We start from the raw sequence: 23707 nt of genomic DNA on the forward strand, positions 1-23707 counted from the left end.
CTCACGTACCCCCGTTCCGCAACGCTCCGGGTATCTCCTCCTGCCGCGGCGGCCACCCCGGAATCACGTACGCCGCCCGGAAGTTGGCCACGAGCCACTCACGGCCCACTCGCCTCATCAGCAACGACCGCTCCGGCGAGCCCCCGTCCGACGAGCCCATCTCCACGATGGTGTGGTCGGGGCCGACCTGGCGCGGAGTCCCCACGGGACCCCAGGAGGACGGGTTCACGGCGGCGTAGTGACCACGCAGCACCTCCACTCTGCCCTCCAGCAGCGGCTCGGCCAGCGCGTGCCGAGGCGGCTCCTCCGCCAGAACCTCGGCGAGTTCGTCGCGGTCGTGTCCCCGGACCTCCGGATGACCGGAGTTGGCGGTGATCCAGTCCTGGGCGAGGGCGAGACGGAGGTCGGGGTCGAGCCGCCTCCAGACCTCCCGTGCATTTCCCAGATACAGGTCGATCTGCCAGTCCCGGGCCGCGTCCTCCGGCAAGGAGCCGAGCGTCACGGGAACGGCCCCGGGGCTTCCCCGCAGGACCCGGAGAAGCGGAGCGAGGTCCCCGTCACCGGTCTCGCCGACGACGTACGACGTCGTCAGGTTCAGGGGCACGGGGATCAGCCGCCGGTCCTCCTCCCGCAGCACGACCGGCAGGAATCGCGCCTTGTCCTGCCGCCCGTGGTACAGCCCGGCGGTGATCAGCGCGCCCTCCCACCTGACCCCGGACCCGACGCCCTGCGGTGAGTCCCGGTTGAACCGCTCCAGGTAGACCTCGGTGACCACGACCAGTACGAAGTCGGCCTTGGTGAGCTCCCGTCGCATCCAGTCCGGCCACGACTCGGGCGGCTCGTGCTCCTCGAACTGGTCGATCCAGGCGTCGATGCCCGCATGGCGGAGCCGGTTCGCGAGGTTGAGGACCGCCTTGCGGTGTCCGTCGCCGTCGTGCGAGTACGAGATGAGCACACGGACATCGGGAACGGGCACGGCCATGAGATCAATGTAGGGGTCGCGGAAACGCGGAGGGAACGGAACCTCCCAGTCCGTACGGTTCCGTTACGACAGGCACTCTTGACAGTCTGCGTACTGTTTCGCGACGTTTGAGCCTCACCGCACTCTGTGCGCGTGGCAGGACGCGGTAGACGCGTCGTGGGGGGAACTGGGGGGAGCGGTCGCCCATGCGATCCACGAGCAACTCCATGAGAAACCGGATCACGATCCACAGACCCGAGGAGCTGGGCGGAGAGCTCCGTGCGGCCTGGCACCGGGTGACGGACGAGTCGCCCGACTTCGGAAACCCGTTCCTGGCACCGGAGTTCGCGGCCGGGGTCGGAAAGTACCGCGGCGGCGCCCGGGTGGCGGTCCTGCACGAGCACGGGGAGCCCGTGGGCTTCTTCCCGTACGAACGCAACGCCTTCGGTGTCGGCCGGGCCATCGGTCTCGGCCTCTCGGACTGCCAGGCGCTGGTCCACCGCCCCGGAGTCACCTGGGACACGGGGGAGCTGCTGCGGGCCTGCGGTCTCTCGGTCTTCGAGTTCGACCACCTGGTCGACGAGCAGAAACCTCTCGGCCGGTACGTCACCGGGACGTTCGCGTCCCCGGTCGTCGATCTGAAGGCCGCCGAGGGGACGTATCCGGAGTGGCTGCGCGGCTCCTATCCGGGACTCGCCAAGACGGTTCTGAAGAAGGAACGGCGGCTGGCCCGCGACCTCGGTGAGCTGCGGTTCGTCTTCGACGAGCGGGATCCGGCGATGCTGCGGCAGCTGATGCGGTGGAAGTCGGCCCAGTACCGCCGCACGGGCCGTATGGACCGCTTCGCCCGCCCCTGGATCGTCGGTCTCACCGACCACTTCTTCCAGGTGCGCGAGGAGCACTTCACCGGCGTCCTGTCGGTCGTCTACGCCGGTGACCGTCCGGTCGCGGCCCACTTCGGCCCCACCTCGCGCACCGTGTTCGCGGCCTGGTTCACGGCGTACGACCCCGAACTCCGGTACTACTCACCGGGGTTGATCATGCATCTGCGCATGGCGGAGGCGGCGGGCCGGCAGGGCGTACGGGTGATGGACCTGGGGCGCGGCGACAAGGAGTACAAGGACTGGCTCAAGACCCGTGAACTGCGCGTCGGTGAGGGTTTCGCGTACCGGCCCCACCCGGTCGCCGCGACCCACCGTCTGTGGCGCAGACCGGTCAGGGGCCTGCGGAACACGGTGCTGGCGCATCCGCGGCTGCGGGAGCCGGCGGACCGTCTGCTGAAGACGGTCGGCGGTCTGCGCGCGAGGACGCGCTGAGCCGGTCGTCCGGCCTGGCGTTCGAGAGCGTGCAGCGCTCCCGGGTGCCCCTTCGGAGATCCCTCTCGCGGGGCTCCGACCCCTTCATGACTCCTTGCTGGAAGAGGTGACGATGCCGTACGGATCGCGGCTCGCCGCGACGATGACACGGCGGCTCGGACGGGAATGCGTCTACACGCCCTCGGCGCGACTGGCCCTCTACCTGGCCCTGCGGCGCTGGTGCCGCCCGGGCGGCCGGGTCCTGATGTCCCCGGTGAACGACGACGTGATCCTTTTCGTCGTCCTCGCGGCCGGCCTGCGCCCGGTCCAGGCCCTGGTGTCGCCGTGGGACGGCAACATCGACCCGGCGGCCGTACCGGAGTCCACCTGGCGCGGTGTGGACGCGGTGCTGACCACGAGCCTGTACGGGATGCCCGACCGGATCGTCGAACTGCGCGACCGCTGCGAGCAGTTGGGGATACCGCTGATCGAGGACGCGGCGCATGCGATCGGCACGCACGTGGACGGGCAGCCCATCGGTACCTTCGGCAAGGCGGCCGCCTTCAGTCTCTCCAAGCACGTGGCGGGGATGGCGGGCGGCTTCCTGGCGGTCGAGGACGCGCGGGCACGCAGGGAGTTGGAGCTGCTGCGGGACGACCTGCTGACACCGGCGAGGCTGACGGCGGACCTGTCGACGGCCCTGCGCCCGCTGGCCCGTTCCACGGTCCGCGCGCTGCACCTCGTACGCCCCACCTGGCGCACCATGCAACGCCTGGGCCTCCTGGAACGCGACGACTTCCGCATGTCCCTGCACGCACCGAGGCTGTCGCTCTGTGCCCACGAGGCCCCGAGCCTGCTGCCGTACGACCCGTGGATCCGCGTGGACCTGCACGACTACCGCGCCCGCCACGGGCGGCTGGTGCGGGCGGGCCTGAACCTGCGCATGAACATGCTGGACGAGAACCTCTCCCGCCGCAGGGAGGGCGTCACCCTGCTGTCAGGCACCCCCTGGGCCTCCCCGGCCCTGAACGACCGGGCGGCCCACCACGGCCCGCTGCCCCTGTTCCGGGTCCCCCTGCTGGTCGATGACCGCGACGCCCTCGTAGAACGCCTGGTCACCCACGGGATCGTCTCCGGCTACATCTACGACCCGCCCCTGGACGACTACGCGGGACCGGAGTTCACCGACCCGTCCCCCGACCCCACCGCGGCCCGCTGGTTCGCCTCCCACGTCCTCCCGGCCGACCCCCTGCTGGCCCGCAAACTGACAAAAGCCCTGACCAAGGAACGCACGAAAACAGCCCACCCACCGGCCCCGTCCCCCGCAAAGCCCATCCCGGACACCACACCACCGGCGCCACTGGGCCAGTGAGCCGAGGGGGAGGAGCGGGCCCGGCTGTCAGGTGGACCGCACCACGATGCTCACGGCGCGGTAGTCGTAGCCGTGGTGAGGGTGCGGAAGCCGGGGCGTTGGATGTCGGCGTAGTGGCCGAAGCAGCCGCCGGGGGTCTCGGGGCTGTCGAGGACCCCCCAGCCTTTCCCCAGAGGTCCCTTTGAGACGTTCGGCTGCCCTCGCTCTGCTGTGCGCGGCGCTTGTGCCCACCCTCGCCCCCACCCCCGCCTCGGCCGTACGGGTTCCGGTCAGCGCACGTCGACGAAGTCGCCGGTGGCCTTGACCGCGGCGGTCGTGGCGGTGCCGCCGAAGCTCCAGCGCCAGTAGCCGTCCTGGGCGGCCTTGACGGTCGTCCTCAGCTTGCCGGTGCTGTCGCTCGTCACGGTCTTGACCGTGGTGTACGTGGCACTGTTCTTCGGCCGGAACTGCAGCTTGACCGGCTGCGAGGTGTAGCCGGCGTACATGTACTTGTCCCAGTTGGCGCGGGCCAGCTTGCCCGTGACCGTGAGGGTCTTGCCCTTGGTGACGGGCTCGGGCGAGGCGTCGACACCGAGCGTGGAACGCCGCTTCACGGGGTGGGTCTGGTAGACGCCCCCGTAGTAGTCACCGTCCTTGGCCTGGAACTGGACGTACACGTCCCAGGGGCCCGCGAGGGTGTTGCGGGGCAGGTCGATGTCCTTCTCCAGCTTGACGCCGAGCTTGCAGTTCGACGTCGTGGTGCTGGTGGCGGTGCACGTGGGCTTTCCGTGGAACGACCAGTAGTCGTCCCCCTTCTCGCGTTCGATCGCCAGGAACGCGAGGTCCTTGCTGATGCCGGAGTCGTCGGAGACGGTCACCGCGATCGTGAACGACTCCGTACGGGACGTACCGAAGACGATGGACTTGCCACCGTTCACCGACACCTTCTCGATCACCACTCCCGTCTCGGCCGCGGACGCGGCCGGGGCGGTGAGCACGGAACCGGCAAGGAGGAGGGCGCCGCCGAGAGCGGCGCCCATGACTGCTGCACGCATGGATCCCCATTTGCTTCGAGCCGGCCGCCGACCCTGGAACCCCCCAGGTCACGGGCACGGCAGGTGCGGTGAGGATACGACATTCCCGCGTACGGCGGTCGGCTGCGCCCGCTCGGCCGCTAGCCCGGGGCCACGGCTCGGCCGGTCGTGGGGGAGATCATCCCGGAGCACAGCCCCTTGGCGGCCAGCGTCTGGGCGATGCGCGGGATCGCCGCGCGGGTGTTGGCGGGCCAGTCGTGCATGAGGATGACCTGCCCGTTGGTGAGCCGGCCGGCCGCCGCGACGATCGCGTCGGTACTGGCGTTGTTCCAGTCCTGCGAGTCGACGTTCCAGATGATCTCGGTCAGCCCGTATCTGGCCGCCACGGACTTCACCGTCGCGTTGGTCTCGCCGTACGGCGGCCGGAACAGCTTCGGTGTGCCGCCGCCCGCGTTCGCGATCGCCTGCTGGGTGCGGGAGATCTCCGAGTCGATCGTGGCCTGGCTCTGCTGGGTCAGATGCGGGTGCGTGTAGCTGTGGTTGCCGACCCACATCCTCGCGTTGACCTGCGCCCTGACCAGGGCCGGGTTGGCGGCGGCGTACTGGCCCTGGTTGAACATGGTGGCCCTGAGGCCGTTCTGCGTCAGGGAGTTGAGCAGGGCGGTGGTGCCGCTGCCCGGGCCGTCGTCGAAGGTGAGTCCGACGTATCCGGTGCAGGCGGCGCTCTGCGCGGAGGCGGCGGTGGGGACGGTGAGGGTGCCGGCGGCGGCCAGGGCGGCGGCGGCCAGTAACGGTAGGTGCGTCCGGGTCCTCATCAGGCCACCGTGATGCTGGAGTTGCCGCTGCTCTGGTAGCCCTCGGTCGCCATGATCATGTAGTAGCGGAAGCTGCCGAGGGTCATCCCCGCGCGGGCCCACGCGTCGAAGTGGTTCCCGGTGGTGATGGAACCACCGGTCCGCCTGGACTGCCGGACGCTCCAGTACTGGTTGAAGGTGCGGGTGCCTTCGACGGACGGGGCGTTGTACCGGGTGGTCTGGTAGATGTCGTACGTACCGCCGTCACTGGTGACGCTGCCCTTGTACGTCCCGGTCGGCCGGTAGGTCCCCCAGCTGTCGACGATGTAGTACTCGACGAGGGGGTTCGACGTCCAGCCGTAGAGGCACAGGTAGGCGTTGCCGGACGGGTTGAAGGACCCCGAGTAGCTGACGGTCCTGCGGCTGCCGTTGCTCCATCCCTTTCCCGCGACGAAGTTTCCGGTGTTCCGCCATGAGGTGCGGTAGTTCCCGCCGGAGCTCAGGGTCATGGAGACGGTCCCCGGTGCGTCGGTCCAGAACGAGTAGTAGTACCCGTTGTCCGTCCCGGTCTGGTTCGACGTGATCACCGTGTCCGCGTGAGCGGTTCCCGGCAGGGCCACTCCGGCCGTGACCGCCAGCGCGGTGGTACCGACACCGCTGACGAACGTCCTGCGGCTCATGGGTGCGGGTGCGTCGTTCATGTGCCTGCTTCCTCTCGTCGAGTAGCTCGGTCATCGACAGCTTTGGAGTGACCCTGACAACTGTCAATAGTTTCGGTAATTGTTTCGAAACGTTCGAGCGAAGAGAGGAAGGCTGGCGTGACTGTCTTGCCTGCTCAGCGCCCCTGTTTGAGGGGTTGCGCCGATACTGGTCGACCATGCCTGCCTGGGCAAGATCAAGGCAGGGCTTCGACTTTACGAATGTTTCGGAGATTTTCCGATCAAGAGGAGGGCTGTGCGTCCTCGATCGGGAAGGTGTCGTCGTCCCCGAAGTCCCCGAAGTCCGGGGCTTGGAAGGGGTTGTTCGCCGGGGGCGGCGAGGCCGCGGCGGCGGAGCTGGGCGCCCCTTCCGGGGCGGAGAACAGCGAATTCACGTCGATGAGAGATGTTCCGTTCCGTGTGGAGCCATGAAGAGAGCCACGGTGCCCTGACCGGGCACCGCGGTCCTACAGCTTGCTCATCTTGGTGTACGGGCTCAGGATCCGCTGTCGGACGGAGCCGAAATCGACGAACGCCGCGATTCCGTCCTCGATGCCGATCACGCGGCCGAGGCCGTACATGTCGTGGGTGACCTGGTCGCCCACCGCGAACTCCTTGGGCGGTGGTGCCACCGGGGCCTTGAAGGGGCTGGTGGGCAAATGACGCTTCGGTGCAGATGGCTTTGTCATTGTGCCTAGTATGCGCCCGCGCGACCCCGCGCGGGGCAGTCGTCCATATCGGAGTGACGACGCTTTGATGACTCCTGTGCATGGCCGGGTCGCCACCAGGGCCCCTGATCCCCTCACAATCCCCTCTGATCGCACCTTTCTGTAACCGTTCCTGTTCACACCGTTGACACCACGTGCACCTCCCCTTACTGTCCTCGCCAATATTCCGATCATGCGACGACATTTCGAACGGCTTGAGTGAGGTCCGCCGGCTGATCACTCGCCCTTGACTGTCTCAACGACGAGAAGAACAAGGAACGATCACGATGCTCAATCGAAGAGCCGTCCTCGCCGGAGCCGCCTTACTCGCCCTCCCCTTGTCCGCCTGCGGCAAGGAGAGCGAGGGCAGCTCCGCGGGCACCTCCGGGGCCGGCTCCGTGGGCGGCACCGTCGGCATCGCCATGCCGACCCGCGCCTCCGAGCGCTGGCTGACCGACGGCAAGACCCTCGTCCAGGGCCTGAAGGCCATGGAGTACAAGACCAAGCTGGTCTACGGTGACGACGACCCGAAGGCCCAGGTCTCCCAGATCGAGAAACTGATCCAGCAGGGCGTCGACGCACTGGTCATCGCGGCCATCGACAACACGTCGCTGAACGGAGTGCTGAAGAAGGCGGCCGCCGCGGAGATTCCGGTGATCGCCTACGACCGGCTCATCCTCGGCACCAAGGACGTCGACTACTACGTCTCCTTCGACAACGAGATGGTCGGCCGGATGCAGGCCCACTTCATCATCGAGAAGCTCGGCCTGGAGGACGGCGAGGGCCCGTTCAACATCGAGCTGTTCGCCGGTTCCCCCGACGACAACAACACCAAGTACTTCTTCGACGGTTCGATGGCGCTCCTCCAGCCGTTCCTGGACAGCAAGCAGCTGATCGTCCCGTCCGGCCAGACCGAGCTCGAGAAGATCACCACGCTGCGCTGGGACGGGCCCACCGCGCAGAAGCGCATGACCGACATCCTCAACGGGTCCTACGGCGCCAAGAAGGTCGACGCGATCCTGTCGCCCTACGACGGCATCTCCAGGGGCGTCCTGGCCGCGCTGACCCTGGACGGCTACGGCACCGGCGCCAAGCCCCTCCCCATCGTCACCGGCCAGGACGCCGAACTGGCCTCGGTGAAGTCGATCATCGCGGGCGGGCAGTCGCAGACCGTCTACAAGGACGTCCGCCGACTCGCCGACGCCGCCGCGAACATGGTCGACGAGATACTCAACGACCGCGTGGTCTCGATCGACAACTCCGTGAGCTACAAGAACGGCGTCAAGCCCGTACCCGCCGTCCTCCTGCAGCCCACGAGCGTCGACAAGTCGAACTACGACGTGCTGATCACGGACGAGTACTTCACCGCCGACGAGCTGAAGTAGCGGTGCGAGCCCGATGCGAAAGGCCCCGGACCATGATCGGTCCGGGGTCTTTCGGTTGGTGCGCTCGGCAGTGGTGTTCGTTCATGCCGACTGCTGTCCGTGCAGGTCAGAAGCGCCCGGCATGATTCTTGATGCGGTTCATGGCTGCGGACATCCCCGAGTCGCGAAGGGGCGCGCGCCTTGCCTGCGTCGTGTGCTCGGCGCACGCTGGTCGTATGGGTGCTCACGACGGTGGCCCTACGCTCATCACTTCCGTGCGGCGGGCCCTCCGACTGCTGGAGTCCGTGAGCGCGCACGACAACGGCGCGCCGGCGAAGCAACTGGCACGTGAGACGGGACTGCCTCTGGCCACTGCCTATCACCTGCTGCGGACGCTGGTCCACGACGGATACGTACGGAAGCTGGACGACGGCGGGTTCGTCCTGGGAGACAAGCTGCAGACGCTGCACACCACGGGCCGCGGGCAGGCGCTGCTCAGCCGTGTCCGTCCCACGCTCGCCGCTCTGCGGGACGAGCTCGCGACCGCCGCCTACCTCACCTTCTACGAGGAGGGCGAGATCCGGGTCGCCGAGATCGTCGACGGCCCGCAGGCGCCCCGTGTCGACCTCTGGGTGGGATTCGAGGACGCGGGGCACGCCACCGCGCTGGGCAAGTCCGTCCTGCGAGAACTGGACGACGAGGCCCGCAAGGACTACCTCTCCCGGCACCACCTCGCCGACCTCACACCACGGACCATCACCAGCCCTCCGGAGCTGCTCCGGCGACTCGACGCCTCACCCGTGGCCCCGGCCGTCACGGACCTGGAGGAGTATGCCCTCGGTACGGTCTGTGTCGCCGTGCCCGTCTACAGCGGGGACACACTCGGCTCGCTCGGCGTCTCACTGCGGGCGGACCGGCTCTCCCGACTCGAGGAGATTCTGGAGCGGCTGATCCCGACCGCGAGTCGCGTGACCAGGGGCCTCTCGCTCACTATCTGAAAATCCTCTCCTTGTGGCGCCCGGACCGAACCTCTTTCCTGGATGAAAGAGACATTTCGTGAGTGCGCCCCGCGCGCAGGTGAGGACTACGGACGAAGCATGAGTCACGCCCGAGACCGTAGTGGCGACCACTGGCCGATACGGCCGTTCAGGAACCGAGCGGCCGGTGCCGGGTCGGCGGCCCGGAAGCGTGCCGCCGTGCAGTTGGCCGCCGGTACCCCCGTACTGCCCGTGCTGATCGTCTCCGTCGTCGTGCTCATCGATGCCGCGTGCGGAGCAGGGACGATCTGGCTGCCCCTGCTCGCGGCCGGGCCCACGCTGGCCGCCACCACCAGCGGGCCGCGCGGAGTCCTCTGTGTCGGCCTTCTCGCCGCGGTGCTGGGCGCGACGCTCGGCACCCGGGACGGTGTTCCGGGACAAGAGCTGACGGCTGTACTGGCCGCCCTGGCCGCCGTCACGCTGGCAAGTGGCCTCGCCAGCGCGCTGCGGGGGCGTCGTGAACGGGTGCTCGCGGCCGTCCGCTCCGTCGCGGAGGCCGCTCAGCATGCGCTCCTCAAGCCCGTACCGGCGACTGTCGGCCCGTTCCAGGTGGCCGTCCGCTACAGCGCCGCGGCGGCGGAGGCCCGTATCGGCGGGGATCTCTACGCGCTGGTGCCCACCCCGTACGGGGTCAGGCTGATCGTCGGCGATGTGCGCGGCAAGGGGCTGCCGGCCGTGGGGACCGCCGCACTCGTACTCGGTGTCTTCCGTGAGGCCGCCTATGACGAGCCCGATCTCCTCGCCGTCGTCGACAGGATCGAGCGGAGCCTGGCGCGCAACCTCGGTTGCGACGACTTCGTCACCGCCGTGGTCGCCGGGTACCCGCAGGCAGGCCACTTGGAGATGGTCAACTGCGGACACGCGCCTCCGCTGATGGTGGGTCGATCCGGCGCCGTCGTGGCGGTGGAGCCCGCCCATCCGGCCCCGCCCCTCGGGCTGCGCGCCCTCACGGACGAGACCCCCAGCCTCCAGGTGCTGCCCTTCGCCGACGGGGATCAACTGTTGCTGTACACCGACGGGGTCACCGAGGCCCGCAACCACGGCCGTGAGTTCTACCCGCTCGCCGAAGGGCTGGCCCGCCACTTGTCCGCCGACCCGGCCGGCACCCTCACCGCGCTCCATGACGAACTGCTGGCGCATGTGGGCGGCCGACTGCACGACGACGCGGCGCTGCTCCTGCTCCGCAAACCTGCCGCATCCCCGAACGAAACCACCGTCCCCGAACCGGCGCCCCCTTGGGAGACGAACCTCAGCTCGGGTTCGGTCATGCGCGGTGCCCGCTGAGCAGCGGGTGGATCAGATCTGGCCGAGATCGATCTCCACTGGGAAGGGGGCCGCTGCCTTGAGGACGCCGGTGAACACGTCTCCGTCCCGGTAGGTCTTCGTCGCGGGGTCGAGAACGTAGGTGTACACGAGAGGAACCCCGGTCGCGGCCTGCTCGATCCTCCAGTAGAAGCCGATGCCCACCTTGGCGTACTGGTCGACCTTCACGATCCGGTCGGTTGTTTCCGAGCCTGGCAACACCACTTCCGCGACCAGCAGCACATGCTCGGGGCGGGTGGGGCTGATGTCGATCGTGTCTGCGCGGTACACGACGACGTCCGGGCGGCGATTGGTGAGCGGGACGTCCTGAAGCCGGACGTCGAAGTCCGTGTCGGCGTTCCACTCCGGGCCCGCGGCAGCATCCAGGGCGTTCGCCACAATCCGGGCCAGCCGGTTGTGCCGCTTGGAGGCACTGGGACTCACGACGACCATCCCGTCCACGATCTCGATGCCGGCGCACTGTTCCTCGGACCAGGATTCGTACTCCTCCGCCGTGATCTGCTCATGCATCCACGCCGGGGCCACCATCTCGGCCGTCATGAAGCACCTCCCGGACACTGTGCTGCGGGCCCGATCCCGCTGGATTCAGCGTACTGTCCGCCGTCCTTCCAGCACGCTGATCTCGCTCATGCTCCCTCCCGTCGGCCGACGTCCGACCAGCAAGCCCACGACAAGTGGGAAGCCGGCGCTGTGGACTCGTCGCCAGAGGATCGGAACACGGCCGACGGCACCACTGGCCTGACGGCCACACCGGTGAGCGCTGAACCACCCGGCGACGTGACCGTCGCGAAACCCTCGACCGCAGAGCAGCATGGTTTTGGCGGTGCTGCTTCTGGAGGAAGCGGGTCAGGAAGTCGAACCGTCGAGGTCGAGGCGGATCACGGCGAGCGCCTCGGCGATCTCGACGGTCATCTCGTCCTCCGGGCCGAACACCATGCACATGTCTGGAGAGATTTCGGGGATCAACTCTCCGTCCGCTCACGCAAACGGCCCCGGACGAGGAGTCCGAGGCCGAGCAGAAGCCGTCCCTGGGGGAGAGAAACCCCAGTTCAGCGGCTTAACGCATCGTGCCCTCGGCAGGATTCGAACCTGCGACACCGGCTTTAGGAGAGCCGTGCTCTATCCCCTGAGCTACGAAGGCATGGTGCGGGCCGGTAGGCCGGTGGCACCGCGGCCAGTGTAGCGGGTGACGGGTCGGCGATCAGCGGGTTGGGGGCGGGCCGGAGAGCTCGACGGATCGGCCGTCCAGGACCTCACGCCGTCGGCACCCGCGTGAACCTGCCGGCCGTGTGGAAGTCCCGCTCGATGGCCGTCGCCGTCGCCCGCAGTTCGGGCAGCAGGTCCGTCACGCACTCCGCGGGCGTACGCCGGGTCGTGTGCATCGCCGTGTTCAGGGCCGCCACCACCCGGCCCGTACGGTCCCGCACGGGAACCGCGATCGAGCGCAGGCCCTCCTCCAGTTCCTCGTCGACGAGGGCGTGGCCCTGGGTCCGTACGTCGGTGAGGACACGCGCGAGCGCCCTGGGGTCGGTCAGGGTGCGGGACGTCAGGGGGCGCAGCTCGCCGAGTGTGCGCTGCGCCGCGGGGAGGTCGGCGAGGAGCACGCGGCCCATGGAGGTCGCGTAGGCCGGAAGCCGGGTGCCGACCGTGAGGTTCACGCTCATCACGCGGTTCGTCGCCACCCTCGCCGTGTACTGGATCTCCTCGCCGGAAGGTGTCAGCACCGCCAGCGACGCCGACTCGTGGATCCGGGACGTCAGCGCCACCAGATGCGGTGTCGCGATCTCCGGCAAGGACGTGCGGGACAGGGGCGGGAAGCCGAGCGACAGCACCCGGGGCGTCAGCGTGAACGTGCGGTGCGGGGTCGCCGTCACCAGGCCCAGGTGCTCGTAGGTGATCAGGGCCCTGCGTGCCGTCGCCCGCGCCAGGCCCGTCGCCTTCGCCACCTCCGTCAGGGTCAGGGAGGCCCGGCCCTCGCCGAAGGCGGTCAGGACCGTCAGACCCCGGGCCAGGGACTCGATGAACTCCCTGCCGAGTTCCTGCTTGGACGCGCCGGTCCAGATCGCCAGCCCCGACGGGGTCCCGGTCACGGCGGGCTCCGTCTCCCGCAACTCCCGCTCCATGTCCGCCACCGCCGCCCGCAGCCGCGGCAGCAGGGTGTCGCGCAGGCCCGCCGCGGTGTGCCGGCTGGTGTGGCTCACCACGCTCGCCGCGCACGCGATCCGTCCGGTACGGGGATCCCGTACGGGGACCGCGACCGCCACCAGACCCGGTTCGATCAACTGGTCGTCCAGGGCCCAGCCCACCGAGGCCGCGTCCCGGACCCGCTGATCGAACTCCTCGTCCGGAGTGGCGTGTTCACCAAGGTCTGCGCTGAGCAGCCCGTGCCGCTCATCCCCGGGTCCGGGGGTCGCCCCCCGGAAGGATGCAGCACGCGGGGGTACGGCGGGGAAGCCCTGGTCCCGCGGGTCCGCCGCCCGGCGGGCGCGCCAGGCCCGCCACTCCGGCTCGTCCCACTCCGCCGCGAACAGGGCGCCGGGTGCTGTGCGTTCGGCCGGGAGCAGGTCGCCGATGCGGAAGCTCAGGGACATCGCGCGGCGGCGGGTGGCCTGGTGGATGAAGCGGATGCCGTCGCGGTCGGCGACCGCCAGCGACACGGACTCGTCCAGCTCGTCGGCCAGCGCGTCCGCCCGCCCGGACAGCAGCGCCGGCAGGCGCAGGGCGGCCAGATAGGCGTTGCCGAGTTCCATCAGGCGGGGGGCAAGCAGCACGTCACGGCCGTCCAGGCGGACGTATCCCATGCGGGCCAGCGTCGAGGTGATGCGGTCGACCGTGGAGCGGGCGAGGCCCGTGGCGCGTTCCAGCGCGCTCGGGCTCAGGGTGCCGCCCGCCTCGGTGAGCTCCCGCAGCACGGCGACACCGCGGATCAGCGGCGTGACCGCCTCCGCGGGTACGGCGGCGGAGCCGGTCAGGGCGTCCATGGTCGTCTTCGCGGGCATCGGCTCTCCGTACGGCGGTCGCAGGAGGCCTACCGTAATCCCGACCTGCCCGTCCTCACCGCCGCGTCACCCGCACCCGGTAGCCCCCGGCCAGATCCGCTCCCGCCACCGTGATCCGGATGCCCTTGCGGCGGTCCTCGAAGTCCTCGCCGGGCGCGAAGGGGGCGTCGGAGAGCTCCGCGTGGACGTTCGGGCTGCGCGTGCAGCCGCCGGAGTCGCGCTCGGAGTCGTGGACCGTCACCGGTCCCATGCCGGTGTCCACGTCCGCGTCGACCTTGTAGATCAGCAGGCCGGGCCGGCACACGGCCTCGTCGTTGCCCTCGCGGGTGCGCAGCTCGACGGCGTATCCGGTGCGCCCGCTGACCGGGACGAAGAGCAGCTTGGCGCCGCCCTCGCGGGCCAGCGGGGTCAGCGTGTACTCGGTCGTGCCCGGCGTCGTCACACAGCTGACCTGGGAGGCGTCCAGCCAGCCCAGCTTCCACTTGTGCCAGCCGAGGAGGTCGTTGTTGGCGCCCCAGTCCTCGCTCATGATGTCCCAGTGGCCGACCGCGCCCCCGCCGTTCGCCGTGTAGAGGTCGGGCAGGCCGAAGACATGACCGTTCTCGTGGGGCAGGACGCGGTAGCCGGTCTGCGCGTAGGAGCCGGAGCCGTCGTCCTGGCGGGAGTAGACGAAGGACGCGTTGGCGACCGGGACGCCGTCGGCGACCGGGGCGTCCGGGTTGCCGGCGAAGGTCACCGACAGGACCGTGTCCAGCGCGGAGGGGCCGGCGTTCGGGGTGACGAGCACGTTCAGGAAGTCGTACGACCGGAAGTCCACCTTCGGGTCGGCGGCGGCCACGATGTCCTGGACCAGGTCCCGGTAGCCGGGGTCGAAGGGGGCGCCACGCTCTATGCCGTACGACGCGAAGGGCTTCGGCATGCGCAGCCACCCGGGGACGGGTGTCTCGGCGCGGTAGTCGAGGCGGCCGTAGGAGCTGGTGCGGAACCAGTCCTGGGTCTGCGGGAAGAACTCGTCGAAGCGGTCCAGCGCCCTGCCGCGGCCGGGCGCGTCCGAGAAGTCGATCATCAGGGTGAGGGCGCGGACGGTGCCGGTGGAGCGGGAGTAGCCGCGGGGGGTGGGGACGCCCTCCGACATCTGGACCGCGGTGCCGCCGCGGATCATGCAGGGGCCGTGGGCGGAGCTGCGGGCCAGCGCGATCGGTCCGGCTCCGGCCGGCGTGGGCAGCGCTCTGAGGTGTCCGGTGCCGGCCGAGGTGCACACCCCGAGCGTCAGCGCGGTCACGGACGCGAGGGCGGCCAGGCGGCGCGGACGTATCCGACGGCTGGTCTGCTGCATGCACGGCCCTCTCCGTCCACGGCAGCCGCAGGTCCACGGGCTGCATCCCTTCGATCACCCTGTGTCGAAGGGGTGCGGGGGCGCGCGCTGGAGGAGACCGAACGTGGGTTTCTCGGATCGCGACTTGTGACTCAGGTCACATGGAAACTCTCTCTCAACCTGAAATAACCGGGGAGCGTCTCCCCGTTTAGACCTGTGTCCGCGCGAAACGGGGAGAGCCTCCCCGGATCGCCAACCACCTGCCCGAGGAGCACACCGTGACCGCGACCACTGTGCAGAAGAAGGTGACCCGGCCCCGCGCCGACGCCCTGCGCAACCGGGAGCGCATCGTCACCGCCGCCCAGGAGATGTTCACCGAGTTCGGCCCCGATGTGCCGCTCGACGAGATCGCCCGCCGCGCCGGCGTCGGAAACGCCACGGTGTACCGCAACTTCCCCGACCGCGACGCACTCGTCCGCGAGGTCGTCTGCTCCGTCATGGACCGGACGACGGAGGCGGCCGAGCTCGCGCTCGCCGAGACCGGGGACGCCTTCGAGGCTCTGGAGCGCTTCGTGCACACCTCCGCCGACGAGCGGGTCAGCGCGCTGTGCCCGATGGTCCAGAGCACCTTCGACCAGAACCACCCGGACCTGGAGGCCGCGCGACTGCGGTGCGAGGAGCTGATCGTGGAGCTCATGGACCGCGCCAAGGCGGCCGGGCAGCTCCGCACCGACGTGGAGTCCGGCGACCTCATGATCGCCGTGGCCCAGCTCAGCCGGCCCCCGTTCGGTACCGCCTGCCTCAACGCCGACCGCTTCGTCCACCGCCATCTGCAGCTGTTCCTCGACGGACTGCGGGCCCCGGCCCGATCCGTCCTGCCGGGCACGGCCACGACCATGGAGGACCTGCGCCAGGCCTGACCGATTAGTTCAGAGCTTCACAGCAGTCAAGAAGACCGACGTTCACCGGCCGTCACCGACGACGGACCGTCCCCTGACATTCCTTTTTTCCGTCACGAAGTCCCGAAGTGGGTACCCCCATGTCTGAAACAGCCTCCAAGGCTCCCGGCTCGGCCGCCGTCACCGGCGACCCCAACCGCTGGAAAGCGCTCATCTTCATCGCGCTCGCCCAGCTGATGGTCGTCCTCGACGCGACCATCGTGAACATCGCCCTGCCCTCCGCCCAGACCGACCTGGGCATCTCCGACGGCAACCGGCAGTGGGTCGTCACGGCCTACGCCCTCGCCTTCGGCGGTCTGCTCCTGTTCGGCGGCCGGATCGCCGACCTGTGGGGCCGTAAGAACGCCTTCGTCGTCGGTCTCATCGGTTTCGCCGCGGCCTCCGCGCTCGGCGGCGCCGCCACCAACGAGGCGATGATGTTCGGCGCCCGCGCCCTCCAGGGTGTCTTCGGTGCCCTGCTCGCGCCCGCCGCGCTCTCCCTGCTCGCCGTGATGTTCACGGACGCCAAGGAGCGTGCCAAGGCGTTCGGCATCTACGGTGCGATCGCCGGTGGCGGTGGCGCCGTGGGCTTCATCCTCGGCGGTGTGCTGACCGAGTACATGAACTGGCGCTGGACGTTCTTCGTCAACATCCCGTTCGCGATCGTCGCCGCGCTCGGCGCGTACTTCGTCATCCGTGAGCCCGAGGGCGGCCGCAACCGCAACCCGCTCGACATACCCGGCGTCCTGCTCTCCACCCTGGGCCTGGTCGCGCTGGTCTACGGCTTCACCCGCGCCGAGTCCAACGGCTGGGGCGACTCCACGACCGTGGGCATGTTCGTCGCCTCCGCGGTGCTGCTGATCGCCTTCGTCATCACCGAGGCCAAGGTCAAGGCCCCGCTGCTGCCGCTGCGCGTCGTCACCGACCGCAACCGCGGCGGTGTCTACCTCTCGCTCGGTATCGCGATCATCGCGATGTTCGGCACCTTCCTCTTCCTGACCTACTACCTGCAGATCGTGAAGGGCTACACGCCGATCAAGACCGGCTTCGCCTTCATGCCGATGATCGTCGGCATGATGGTCGGCTCCACCCAGATCGGCACCCGCCTGATGACCCGGCTGCCGGCCCGCGCGCTGATGGGCCCCGGCTTCCTGGTCGCCGCGATCGGCATGCTCTTCATGACGCAGCTGGAGATCGGCTCGTCGTACGCCTCGATCATCCTGCCCGCGATGCTGCTGCTCGGTCTCGGCATGGGTACGGCGTTCATGCCCGCCATGTCCCTGGCCACCCTGGGCGTCGAGCCCCGGGACGCCGGTGTCGCCTCCGCGATGGTCAACACCTCGCAGCAGGTGGGCGGCGCGATCGGTACGGCCCTGCTGAACACGATCGCCGCGTCGGCCACGACCTCCTACATCAGCGACCACATCGGCTCCGCGAGCACCCGCTCGCAGCAGCAGCTGGTCCAGCTCCAGGGCCAGGTGCACGGCTACACCAACGCGATCTGGTTCGCCGTCGGCATGCTGGCCCTCGCCGCGGTCATCGTGGTGGTCCTCGTCAACTCCGGCAAGCCCGACACCTCGGTGGTCACCGGCTCCGGCGAAGGCGCGGAGAACGAGCTGCCGGTACCGGTCGTGGCTCACTGAGTCACCGGCGACGACCGTGAGGTCGTACCCCTTCGGGCCGTTCGTACGTGCGGGGACGGGGACGCTCCGCACGTACGGACCCCAGGATCTGCCCTGGTTCTGCTGAGTGAGCGGCTCAGCGGAGCCAGGGCAGGTCCGCACCCGCTTCGTTGGGCTGGAGTCCCTCGGCGACGATCTGCATGATCTCGCCGAGGGACTTCTGCTGTTCCGGGGTGAGCCGGTCGAACACGGCGTTGCGTACGACGGCCACATGGCCCGGCGCGGCCTGCGCGAGCCGCTCCCGGCCCTGCTCCGTCAGCACCGCGAACTGGCCGCGCTTGTCGGAGGGGCAGTCCTCGCGCCGTACCCAGCCGTTCTTCTCCAGGCGGGCGATGGCGTGCGAGAGCCGGGAACGGGTGATCTTGGCGTGCATGGCCAGTTCGGTCATGCGCAGCCGCTCCTCCGGGGACTCGGCGAGCTTGACGAGAAGGCCGTAGTAGATGTGCGGCATGCCCGCGTCACGCTGGAGCTGGCGGTCCATATGGTCTTCGAGAAGAGTGGTCGCGTGGAGGTAGGAGCGCCAGACGAACTGCTCCTCGGCGGTCAGCCAGCGTGGCTCTTCAGCGGTCGGGGATGGGGATGCCGTGTTCATGTTTCCCATCGTACGAGAGCTCTCCTTGAATGTTAAACAACTTCGACGTACACTTTTCCTAAGACGTTTTAGACTTCAAGCAACACCGTCCGGAGGGAACCGCCGCCATGTCCGCCGCCACCCAGGAACGCATGCCCGCGCTCTACCTCAGCCATGGCGCCCCACCCCTCGCCGACGACCCGGTCTGGCCCGGCCAGCTCGCCGCCTGGTCCGCGGACCTCCCGCGCCCCAAGGCGATCCTCATGGTCTCCGCGCACTGGGAAGAGGCCCCCCTCGCGCTGGGCGCGGTGGAGACGGTCCCGCTCGTCTACGACTTCTGGGGCTTCCCCGAGCACTACTACAAGGTGAAGTACGCGGCTCCCGGCGCCCCGCAACTCGCCGAGTCCGTCCGCAAGCTGCTGCGCGCCCCGGGCATCCCCGTCCAGGACATCCCGGACCGCGGCCTCGACCACGGCGCCTACGTCCCGCTCGTCGAGATGTTCCCCGAGGCCGACATCCCGGTCCTGCAGATCTCCATGCCCACCCTCGACCCCGTCAGGCTCATGGAGATCGGGCGCAAGCTCGCCCCGCTGCGCGACGAGGGCGTGCTGATCGTGGGCTCCGGGTTCTTCACCCACAACCTGGCCGCGCTGCGCCAGGACGGCATCCCCGCGTGGTCGGCGGAGTTCGACGACTGGGGGCACCACGCGCTGGACAAGGGCGACGTGGACTCCCTGCTCGACTTCCTCCACAAGTCCCCGGCCGGCCGCCTCGCCCACCCGCGCACCGAGCACTTCGCACCCCTGTTTGTGACGATGGGGGCCGCCGACGCGGCCGGTGAGCTGGGGGACCAGAAGTCGGTGATCGACGGGTTCTGGCTGGGGCTGGCGAAGCGGTCCGTGCAGTTCGGCTGAGACCCGCTCACAGCTCCTTCTCGTACCAGGCCACGTCCCAGTAGCGGCCGAATTTCCTCCCGACCTCCTTGTACGTTCCGACGTGCCGGAAGCCGAAGCGCTCGTGCAGCCGCCGCGAGGCCTCGTTGGGCTGGGCGATACCGGCGTAGGCGCGATGGACGTCCTCGGCGGCCAGTGACTCGAACAGGGCCTTGTAGAGGAGCGTGCCGATGCCGCGGCCGCCCGCGTGCGGGGCGAGGTAGACCGTCACCTCGACCGACGTCATGTAGGCGGGCTTCGCGCGGAACGGGCTGGATGTGGCGTAGCCCAGAATTTCCTGTGAGTCCGCGTCCGCGGCAACTTTTAGGAGATGCGGACCGTCTTCAGGGTGGGAGAGCAGCCAGGGACGGCGCTCCTCCGGAGTGAAGACGGAGGTGTCGAAGGTGATCGGCGTCTCACGTACGTAGTGGTTGTAGATGTCGGTGAGGGCCTTGAGGTCACCCTCGACTCCCGGCCTGACCTGCACCTCTGTACGCTCTGTCATCATCTGACCTCCCCGTGTGGCCGGACAGGGTACTGCATGATCAGAAAAATAGGGGAGCGGGTCGGGAATTCTGTCCTGATTCCAGTCGTTGTTTCCATCGGAAGCAGGGCACCCGAGGACAGTGCCAGGACGGTGCCAGGCCCAAACAGGACCACCCGCCAGCCCACCATCGCAAGGGAGCACGCATGGCAACCCGTGCCGTCGCCCGTCGTAAGTCCGCCACTGGCGGGACCGACGCGGCACGCAGTGTTCGCGCCCATGGCGGCGAGATCGCCGATCGCGACCTGGTCGGCATGTACCTCGACGAGATCGCGCGTACGCCGCTGCTCGACGCCGCCAAGGAGGTCGAGCTGTCACAGATCATCGAGGCGGGTGTGTTCGCCCGGCAGCTCCTCGACGGATTCGAGGAGTCCAAGGCGGACGCCACCCGTGAGGAGCTCGAGGCGCTGGTCGACGAGTCCGAGCGGGCCAAGGACGTCTTCATCCGCTCGAACCTCCGTCTGGTCGTCGCTGTGGCGCGCCGCTACCCCCGTGCCGGTCTGCCGCTGCTCGACCTGATCCAGGAGGGCAATGCCGGTCTGGTGCGCGCGGTCGAGAAGTTCGACTACCGCAAGGGCTTCAAGTTCTCGACCTACGCGACCTGGTGGATCCGGCAGGCCATCACCCGCTCGATAGCGGACCAGTCCCGCACCATCCGCCTTCCCGTCCACCTGGTCGAGGAGCTGGGCCGGATCCGCCGTGTGCAGCGCGAGTTCAACCGCGAGCACGGCCGCGACCCGGAGCCCGCGGAGATCGCCGCCGAGCTCGGTTCCAACGCCGACCGTGTGGTCGACGTCCTGGACTGGGCCCGTGACCCGGTCTCGCTGAACATGGCGGTGGACGACGACGGCGACACCCAGTTCGGCGACCTGCTCGAGGACACCTCCGCGGTCTCCCCGGAGCAGTCGGTGCTGACGCTGCTGCGCAGCGAGGAGCTGGACGACCTGATCGGCCGCCTCGACCAGCGCACGGCCTCCATCATCAAGATGCGCTACGGCATCGAGGACGGCCGGGAGCGCACGCTGACCGAGGTCGGCAAGGAGCACGGACTGACGCGCGAGCGCATCCGGCAGATCGAGAAGCACGCGCTGCTGGAGCTGAAGAAGCTCGCCCGGGACACCGGGTTCGACGCGGCGGCGTAAGGGCTGGGACACGGCTTGCCTCAAGAGCCGTGTGCCCGCGTGCGCCGGGTCGTGAAAGGCGCAAACACGGCGGTGTCAGGCCGCTTCAACAGGCAGGACCCTGGGAAAAAGACTTCAGGGCCCATGAGTTCGGGTCCCGGGCGACAGTCCGGGCCCATGACCAAGTCCCGACGCACTCCCCCCGGCGCCGGGACTCTCCGCGAGCCGGACTTCGGCGCTCTCCCCCCGGGTGCCGGGGTCCGGCTCTGCCCCTTTCCGGGGCGGCGGCCTCCTCGGGAGCGGGCGGTGCCGTGGGCCCGCTCACACCGGCAAGCTATGCCCATGTGACACAATCTGCCATCCGGCGGGCATCCCCGGAGTTCAGGTACGGGGAAGCCCGCCGTCCAGCATGCCGCGGCGCCGTCCGGCCCCGCCCCGGGTGCGGCTCGGCCCGGCCGGGTCACCCACCAGCCGCCCGGCTCAGCCGCCCGCCCAGGTCCCGTACGCACCGCACGAGTTCCTCGGGCTCCCGCACCGTGAACTCGCAGTCCACCATCGCCAGCCGTACCGCCAGCCACTCCACGGCATCGCCCACGGTCGCCCGCAGCCGGCACCGCCCTTCCCCCAGCTCCTCCGGCTCCCCGAACCACTTCGGCAGCCGCGCCGCGATGTGCGAGGCCGGCGCCTCGAAGGTCACGTCGATCGCGTACGTCTCCTGCCACCGGTACATCGACTGCCGCAGATACTCCGCCGCACTTCCCGTCGGCAACTCCCGCGGAGCGAACCGCGCCCCGGTCGCGAACGGCTCGCTCACCCGGTCGACCCGGAAGGTCCGCCAGTCGGCGCGATCGAGGTCGTAGGCGACGAGGTACCACCGCCGTCCCGTCGACACCAGCCGGTACGGCTCGACCACGCGCCGCGAGTCGGCCCCGTCCTTCGCCCGGTAGGCGAACCGCAGCCGCTCGTGACCGGCCACGGTGGAGGCCATCACGGTCAGCGTCTCCGGCGCGATGCTCGCCCCGTCCCCGCTGGTCAGCGGTGTGGTCGCGGCCTGCAGGGTCGACACCCGGTGGCGCAGCCGGGACGGCAGCACCTGCTCCAGCTTCGCCAGCGCCCGCACCGACGCCTCGTCGACGCCCTCCAGCGCGTGCCCGGCCCCGGCCCGCAGCCCCACCGCGATCGCCACCGCCTCCTCGTCGTCGAGGACCAGGGGCGGCATCGCCTTCCCCGCGACCAGCCGATAGCCGCCGTCGGCCCCCTTCGTCGCCTGCACGGGATAGCCCAGCTCGCGCAGCCGGTCGATGTCCCGCCGCACGGTACGGCGGGAGACGCCGAGGCGATCCGAGAGCTCACCGCCCGGCCATTCCCGCGGGGTCTGGAGGAGGGAGAGGAGCTGGAGGAGCCGTGCCGGGGTGTCCGTCGTCATGAGTTCGAGGATGCCGTAGAACTAGGACACGATCTGACCTAATGCGGTCGTAGCTTCGAGACATGACCTCCACCGAACCCCTTGTGGACAGCCGGACAAGCCGGCCGAGCCAGACGTCCCAGCCCGACCGCCGTCGCTGGTTCGCCCTCGCGATCGTGATGACCGCGGCCTTCATGGACCTCGTCGACGTCACGATCGTCAACATCGCGATCCCGTCCATCCAGGCCGAGGCGGGCGCGTCCGTCAGCCAGATCCAGTGGATCACCGCCGGCTACGCGCTCGCTTTCGCCGCCGGTCTCATCACCGGCGGACGGCTCGGCGACATCCACGGCCGCAAGCGGCTGTTCCTCGTCGGCATCGGCGGCTTCACCGTCGCCTCCGCGCTGTGCGGCTTCGCCGCGAACCCGGAGATGCTGGTCGCCGCGCGGATCCTGCAAGGCGCCATGGCGGCGCTGATGGTGCCGCAGGTGCTGTCGATCGTGCACGCGACGTTCCCGGCGCACGAGCGCGGCAAGGTGTTCGGGCTCTTCGGCGCGATCGTCGGCCTGGGCGCCGTGTCCGGACCGCTGCTCGGCGCGCTGCTGACGGAGTGGAACCTGTTCGGCCTGGAGTGGCGCCCGATCTTCCTCATCAACCTGCCGGTCGGCATCGCGGGTCTGATCCTCGGCAGCCGCTACATCACCGAGTCCAGGGCGCCGCGCGCGCTGAAGCTGGACCTGGTGGGCGTCGCCCTGGTGACGCTGGGCCTGCTCATGCTGCTCTACCCGCTGACCCGCGGCCGTGAGCTGGACTGGCCGCTGTGGGGACATCTGTCGATGGGCGGCGCGGTCGTCGTCTTCGGGGCGCTGGTGGCGTACGAGCGGCGCAAGAGCGCGCGGGACGGCTCCCCGCTGGTCGAACTGTCGCTGTTCAAGGTGAAGAGCTTCGCGGCGGGCATCGCGGTGCAGACCGTGTTCGGGATCGGGCTCGGCATCTTCTTCCTGGTGTGGACGCTCTACATGCAGACCGGTCTGGGCTGGCGTCCGCTGAAGGCGGGTCTGACCGGCGTCCCCTTCTCGATCGCGGTCTCCGTGGCGGCCGGCCTGTCCGTGCAGAAGCTGGTTCCGCGCTTCGGCCGCAAGGTGCTCCAGGCGGGCGCGCTCACCATGGCGGCGGGTGTCCTGCTCTACCTCTGGGAGGCCGACCGCTACGGCATGTCCATCGCCCCCTGGCAGATGGCCCTGCCCCTGGTCGTGATGGGCGTCGGCATGGGCCTGATCTTCGCCCCGCTGACCGACATGGTGCTCTCGGGCGTCCCGCGTGAGCACGCCGGCTCCGCGTCCGGGCTGATCAACACCGTGCAGCAGATGGGCAACGCGCTCGGACTCGGCCTGGTCTCGGTGGTCTTCTTCGGCACGATCGCCGACGATCTGCGGCCCGTCGACGTGGGCCCGGCCTTCGTGAACGCCTTCCAGCACGCGCTGTGGTGGGTGGCCGCGGTGATGGGCGTGATCTTCCTGCTGATGTTCGCGCTGCCGAAGCGGGCGGTGCAGCACGTGGAAGGGGCCGAGGCGACGGAGGCGCCTGCGGGTCCCGTGGGGGAGAAGGAGCCGGAGCTCGTCTGAACGCGGGGGAA

22 protein-coding genes and 1 tRNA gene are annotated in these 23707 nt (G+C 69.4%); 10 read left to right on the forward strand and 13 right to left on the reverse strand.

Annotated elements, in window-relative coordinates; genetic code table 11:
* Position 1 precedes the first annotated feature (1 nt).
* Positions 2-982: a toll/interleukin-1 receptor domain-containing protein gene (locus tag QF037_RS26935; protein WP_307029443.1), complete on the reverse strand. Its 981-nt coding sequence runs from the start codon at positions 980-982 to the stop codon at positions 2-4.
* A gap of 185 nt (positions 983-1167) precedes the next feature.
* Between QF037_RS26935 and QF037_RS26940 the strand changes: the two genes are divergently transcribed.
* Positions 1168-2277, forward strand: coding sequence for a GNAT family N-acetyltransferase (locus QF037_RS26940; RefSeq protein ID WP_307029445.1), 1110 nt, complete (start codon positions 1168-1170; stop codon positions 2275-2277).
* A gap of 112 nt (positions 2278-2389) precedes the next feature.
* A complete protein-coding gene (locus QF037_RS26945) occupies positions 2390-3628 on the forward strand; it encodes a DegT/DnrJ/EryC1/StrS family aminotransferase (RefSeq protein ID WP_307029447.1) in 1239 nt (412 codons plus the stop codon).
* A 269-nt stretch (positions 3629-3897) separates the two neighbouring features.
* On the opposite strand, the gene QF037_RS26955 is transcribed toward QF037_RS26945, so the two are convergent.
* From QF037_RS26955 to QF037_RS26975, 5 genes are all read right to left on the reverse strand, one after another.
* Positions 3898-4662 (reverse strand): hypothetical protein, encoded by a 765-nt coding sequence (locus tag QF037_RS26955; RefSeq protein ID WP_307029449.1) that lies wholly within the window; start codon positions 4660-4662, stop codon positions 3898-3900.
* A 119-nt stretch (positions 4663-4781) separates the two neighbouring features.
* Complete coding sequence (locus QF037_RS26960) at positions 4782-5456, reverse strand: polysaccharide deacetylase family protein (RefSeq protein ID WP_307029451.1); 675 nt, start codon at positions 5454-5456, stop codon at positions 4782-4784.
* Positions 5456-6136 (reverse strand): glycoside hydrolase family 11 protein, encoded by a 681-nt coding sequence (locus QF037_RS26965; RefSeq protein WP_307029453.1) that lies wholly within the window; start codon positions 6134-6136, stop codon positions 5456-5458. The genes QF037_RS26960 and QF037_RS26965 overlap by 1 nt, the downstream gene beginning before the upstream one ends.
* Positions 6137-6375: 239 nt before the next feature.
* Complete coding sequence (locus tag QF037_RS26970) at positions 6376-6528, reverse strand: hypothetical protein (RefSeq protein ID WP_307029455.1); 153 nt, start codon at positions 6526-6528, stop codon at positions 6376-6378.
* A 72-nt stretch (positions 6529-6600) separates the two neighbouring features.
* Complete coding sequence (locus QF037_RS26975; RefSeq protein ID WP_266891077.1) at positions 6601-6822, reverse strand: hypothetical protein; 222 nt, start codon at positions 6820-6822, stop codon at positions 6601-6603.
* Between the two features lie 305 nt (positions 6823-7127).
* Here QF037_RS26975 and chvE point away from each other — a divergent pair, with 305 nt between their 5' ends.
* The 3 genes from chvE to QF037_RS26990 all read left to right on the forward strand — a co-directional run bounded on the left by chvE (position 7128) and on the right by QF037_RS26990 (position 10525).
* Complete coding sequence (chvE, locus tag QF037_RS26980) at positions 7128-8225, forward strand: multiple monosaccharide ABC transporter substrate-binding protein (RefSeq protein WP_307029456.1); 1098 nt, start codon at positions 7128-7130, stop codon at positions 8223-8225.
* Positions 8226-8440: 215 nt separating this feature from the next.
* Positions 8441-9202, forward strand: a complete 762-nt coding sequence (locus QF037_RS26985) for an IclR family transcriptional regulator (protein WP_307029458.1) — start codon at positions 8441-8443, stop codon at positions 9200-9202.
* A 99-nt stretch (positions 9203-9301) separates the two neighbouring features.
* On the forward strand, positions 9302-10525 hold the full coding sequence (locus tag QF037_RS26990; RefSeq protein ID WP_307029460.1) for a PP2C family protein-serine/threonine phosphatase: 1224 nt from the start codon (positions 9302-9304) through the stop codon (positions 10523-10525).
* 12 nt (positions 10526-10537) lie between these two features.
* On the opposite strand, the gene QF037_RS26995 is transcribed toward QF037_RS26990, so the two are convergent.
* From QF037_RS26995 to QF037_RS27010, 4 genes are all read right to left on the reverse strand, one after another.
* Positions 10538-11104, reverse strand: a complete 567-nt coding sequence (locus QF037_RS26995) for a Uma2 family endonuclease (RefSeq protein ID WP_307029462.1) — start codon at positions 11102-11104, stop codon at positions 10538-10540.
* A gap of 528 nt (positions 11105-11632) precedes the next feature.
* Positions 11633-11705: transfer RNA gene (locus tag QF037_RS27000), tRNA-Arg, on the reverse strand.
* 112 nt (positions 11706-11817) lie between these two features.
* Complete coding sequence (locus QF037_RS27005; RefSeq protein ID WP_307029464.1) at positions 11818-13563, reverse strand: IclR family transcriptional regulator domain-containing protein; 1746 nt, start codon at positions 13561-13563, stop codon at positions 11818-11820.
* A gap of 55 nt (positions 13564-13618) precedes the next feature.
* The gene (locus tag QF037_RS27010) at positions 13619-14899 is read right to left on the reverse strand and encodes a M6 family metalloprotease domain-containing protein (protein WP_307029467.1); all 1281 of its coding nucleotides are present in this window, start codon (positions 14897-14899) and stop codon (positions 13619-13621) included.
* Positions 14900-15156: 257 nt separating this feature from the next.
* On the opposite strand from QF037_RS27010, the gene QF037_RS27015 reads away from it, so the two are divergent.
* Positions 15157-15798 carry a TetR/AcrR family transcriptional regulator gene (locus QF037_RS27015; RefSeq protein ID WP_307029469.1) on the forward strand — a complete coding sequence of 214 codons (642 nt, stop codon included), beginning with the start codon at positions 15157-15159 and terminating at the stop codon, positions 15796-15798.
* A gap of 119 nt (positions 15799-15917) precedes the next feature.
* Complete coding sequence (locus QF037_RS27020; RefSeq protein WP_307029471.1) at positions 15918-17459, forward strand: MFS transporter; 1542 nt, start codon at positions 15918-15920, stop codon at positions 17457-17459.
* A 115-nt stretch (positions 17460-17574) separates the two neighbouring features.
* Here QF037_RS27020 and QF037_RS27025 read toward each other — a convergent pair whose 3' ends face one another.
* Positions 17575-18090, reverse strand: coding sequence for a MarR family winged helix-turn-helix transcriptional regulator (locus QF037_RS27025; RefSeq protein WP_307029473.1), 516 nt, complete (start codon positions 18088-18090; stop codon positions 17575-17577).
* A gap of 107 nt (positions 18091-18197) precedes the next feature.
* On the opposite strand from QF037_RS27025, the gene QF037_RS27030 reads away from it, so the two are divergent.
* On the forward strand, positions 18198-18983 hold the full coding sequence (locus tag QF037_RS27030) for a dioxygenase family protein (protein WP_307029475.1): 786 nt from the start codon (positions 18198-18200) through the stop codon (positions 18981-18983).
* A gap of 7 nt (positions 18984-18990) precedes the next feature.
* Here the strand turns inward: QF037_RS27030 and QF037_RS27035 are convergent, their stop codons facing one another.
* Positions 18991-19506: a GNAT family N-acetyltransferase gene (locus tag QF037_RS27035; RefSeq protein ID WP_373463820.1), complete on the reverse strand. Its 516-nt coding sequence runs from the start codon at positions 19504-19506 to the stop codon at positions 18991-18993.
* Positions 19507-19691: 185 nt separating this feature from the next.
* Here QF037_RS27035 and QF037_RS27040 point away from each other — a divergent pair, with 185 nt between their 5' ends.
* Positions 19692-20687, forward strand: coding sequence for a sigma-70 family RNA polymerase sigma factor (locus QF037_RS27040; protein WP_307029480.1), 996 nt, complete (start codon positions 19692-19694; stop codon positions 20685-20687).
* A gap of 439 nt (positions 20688-21126) precedes the next feature.
* On the opposite strand, the gene QF037_RS27045 is transcribed toward QF037_RS27040, so the two are convergent.
* Complete coding sequence (locus tag QF037_RS27045) at positions 21127-22092, reverse strand: helix-turn-helix transcriptional regulator (RefSeq protein WP_307029482.1); 966 nt, start codon at positions 22090-22092, stop codon at positions 21127-21129.
* A 62-nt stretch (positions 22093-22154) separates the two neighbouring features.
* On the opposite strand from QF037_RS27045, the gene QF037_RS27050 reads away from it, so the two are divergent.
* A complete protein-coding gene (locus QF037_RS27050) occupies positions 22155-23696 on the forward strand; it encodes an MFS transporter (RefSeq protein WP_307029484.1) in 1542 nt (513 codons plus the stop codon).
* Positions 23697-23707: the final 11 nt, after the last annotated feature.

This window comes from Streptomyces canus (assembly GCF_030815415.1).
Lineage (GTDB): Bacteria > Actinomycetota > Actinomycetes > Streptomycetales > Streptomycetaceae > Streptomyces > Streptomyces canus_F.

What these genes read in the sequence shown, in the direction of transcription:
- QF037_RS26990 (WP_307029460.1), top strand. Translation starts at nt 9,302, where the DNA reads ATGAGTCACGCCCGAGACCGTAGTGGCGACCACTGGCCGATACGGCCG.
- QF037_RS26985 (WP_307029458.1), top strand. Translation starts at nt 8,441, where the DNA reads ATGGGTGCTCACGACGGTGGCCCTACGCTCATCACTTCCGTGCGGCGG.
- QF037_RS27030 (WP_307029475.1), top strand. Translation starts at nt 18,198, where the DNA reads ATGTCCGCCGCCACCCAGGAACGCATGCCCGCGCTCTACCTCAGCCAT.
- QF037_RS26955 (WP_307029449.1), bottom strand. Translation starts at nt 4,662, where the DNA reads ATGCGTGCAGCAGTCATGGGCGCCGCTCTCGGCGGCGCCCTCCTCCTT.
- QF037_RS26965 (WP_307029453.1), bottom strand. Translation starts at nt 6,136, where the DNA reads ATGAACGACGCACCCGCACCCATGAGCCGCAGGACGTTCGTCAGCGGT.
- QF037_RS27040 (WP_307029480.1), top strand. Translation starts at nt 19,692, where the DNA reads ATGGCAACCCGTGCCGTCGCCCGTCGTAAGTCCGCCACTGGCGGGACC.
- QF037_RS26975 (WP_266891077.1), bottom strand. Translation starts at nt 6,822, where the DNA reads ATGACAAAGCCATCTGCACCGAAGCGTCATTTGCCCACCAGCCCCTTC.
- QF037_RS26940 (WP_307029445.1), top strand. Translation starts at nt 1,168, where the DNA reads ATGCGATCCACGAGCAACTCCATGAGAAACCGGATCACGATCCACAGA.
- QF037_RS27025 (WP_307029473.1), bottom strand. Translation starts at nt 18,090, where the DNA reads ATGAACACGGCATCCCCATCCCCGACCGCTGAAGAGCCACGCTGGCTG.
- QF037_RS27045 (WP_307029482.1), bottom strand. Translation starts at nt 22,092, where the DNA reads ATGACGACGGACACCCCGGCACGGCTCCTCCAGCTCCTCTCCCTCCTC.
- chvE (WP_307029456.1), top strand. Translation starts at nt 7,128, where the DNA reads ATGCTCAATCGAAGAGCCGTCCTCGCCGGAGCCGCCTTACTCGCCCTC.
- QF037_RS26935 (WP_307029443.1), bottom strand. Translation starts at nt 982, where the DNA reads ATGGCCGTGCCCGTTCCCGATGTCCGTGTGCTCATCTCGTACTCGCAC.
- QF037_RS26960 (WP_307029451.1), bottom strand. Translation starts at nt 5,456, where the DNA reads ATGAGGACCCGGACGCACCTACCGTTACTGGCCGCCGCCGCCCTGGCC.
- QF037_RS27005 (WP_307029464.1), bottom strand. Translation starts at nt 13,563, where the DNA reads ATGCCCGCGAAGACGACCATGGACGCCCTGACCGGCTCCGCCGCCGTA.
- QF037_RS27020 (WP_307029471.1), top strand. Translation starts at nt 15,918, where the DNA reads ATGTCTGAAACAGCCTCCAAGGCTCCCGGCTCGGCCGCCGTCACCGGC.
- QF037_RS27035 (WP_373463820.1), bottom strand. Translation starts at nt 19,506, where the DNA reads ATGACAGAGCGTACAGAGGTGCAGGTCAGGCCGGGAGTCGAGGGTGAC.
- QF037_RS27010 (WP_307029467.1), bottom strand. Translation starts at nt 14,899, where the DNA reads ATGCAGCAGACCAGCCGTCGGATACGTCCGCGCCGCCTGGCCGCCCTC.
- QF037_RS26945 (WP_307029447.1), top strand. Translation starts at nt 2,390, where the DNA reads ATGCCGTACGGATCGCGGCTCGCCGCGACGATGACACGGCGGCTCGGA.
- QF037_RS27050 (WP_307029484.1), top strand. Translation starts at nt 22,155, where the DNA reads ATGACCTCCACCGAACCCCTTGTGGACAGCCGGACAAGCCGGCCGAGC.
- QF037_RS26995 (WP_307029462.1), bottom strand. Translation starts at nt 11,104, where the DNA reads ATGACGGCCGAGATGGTGGCCCCGGCGTGGATGCATGAGCAGATCACG.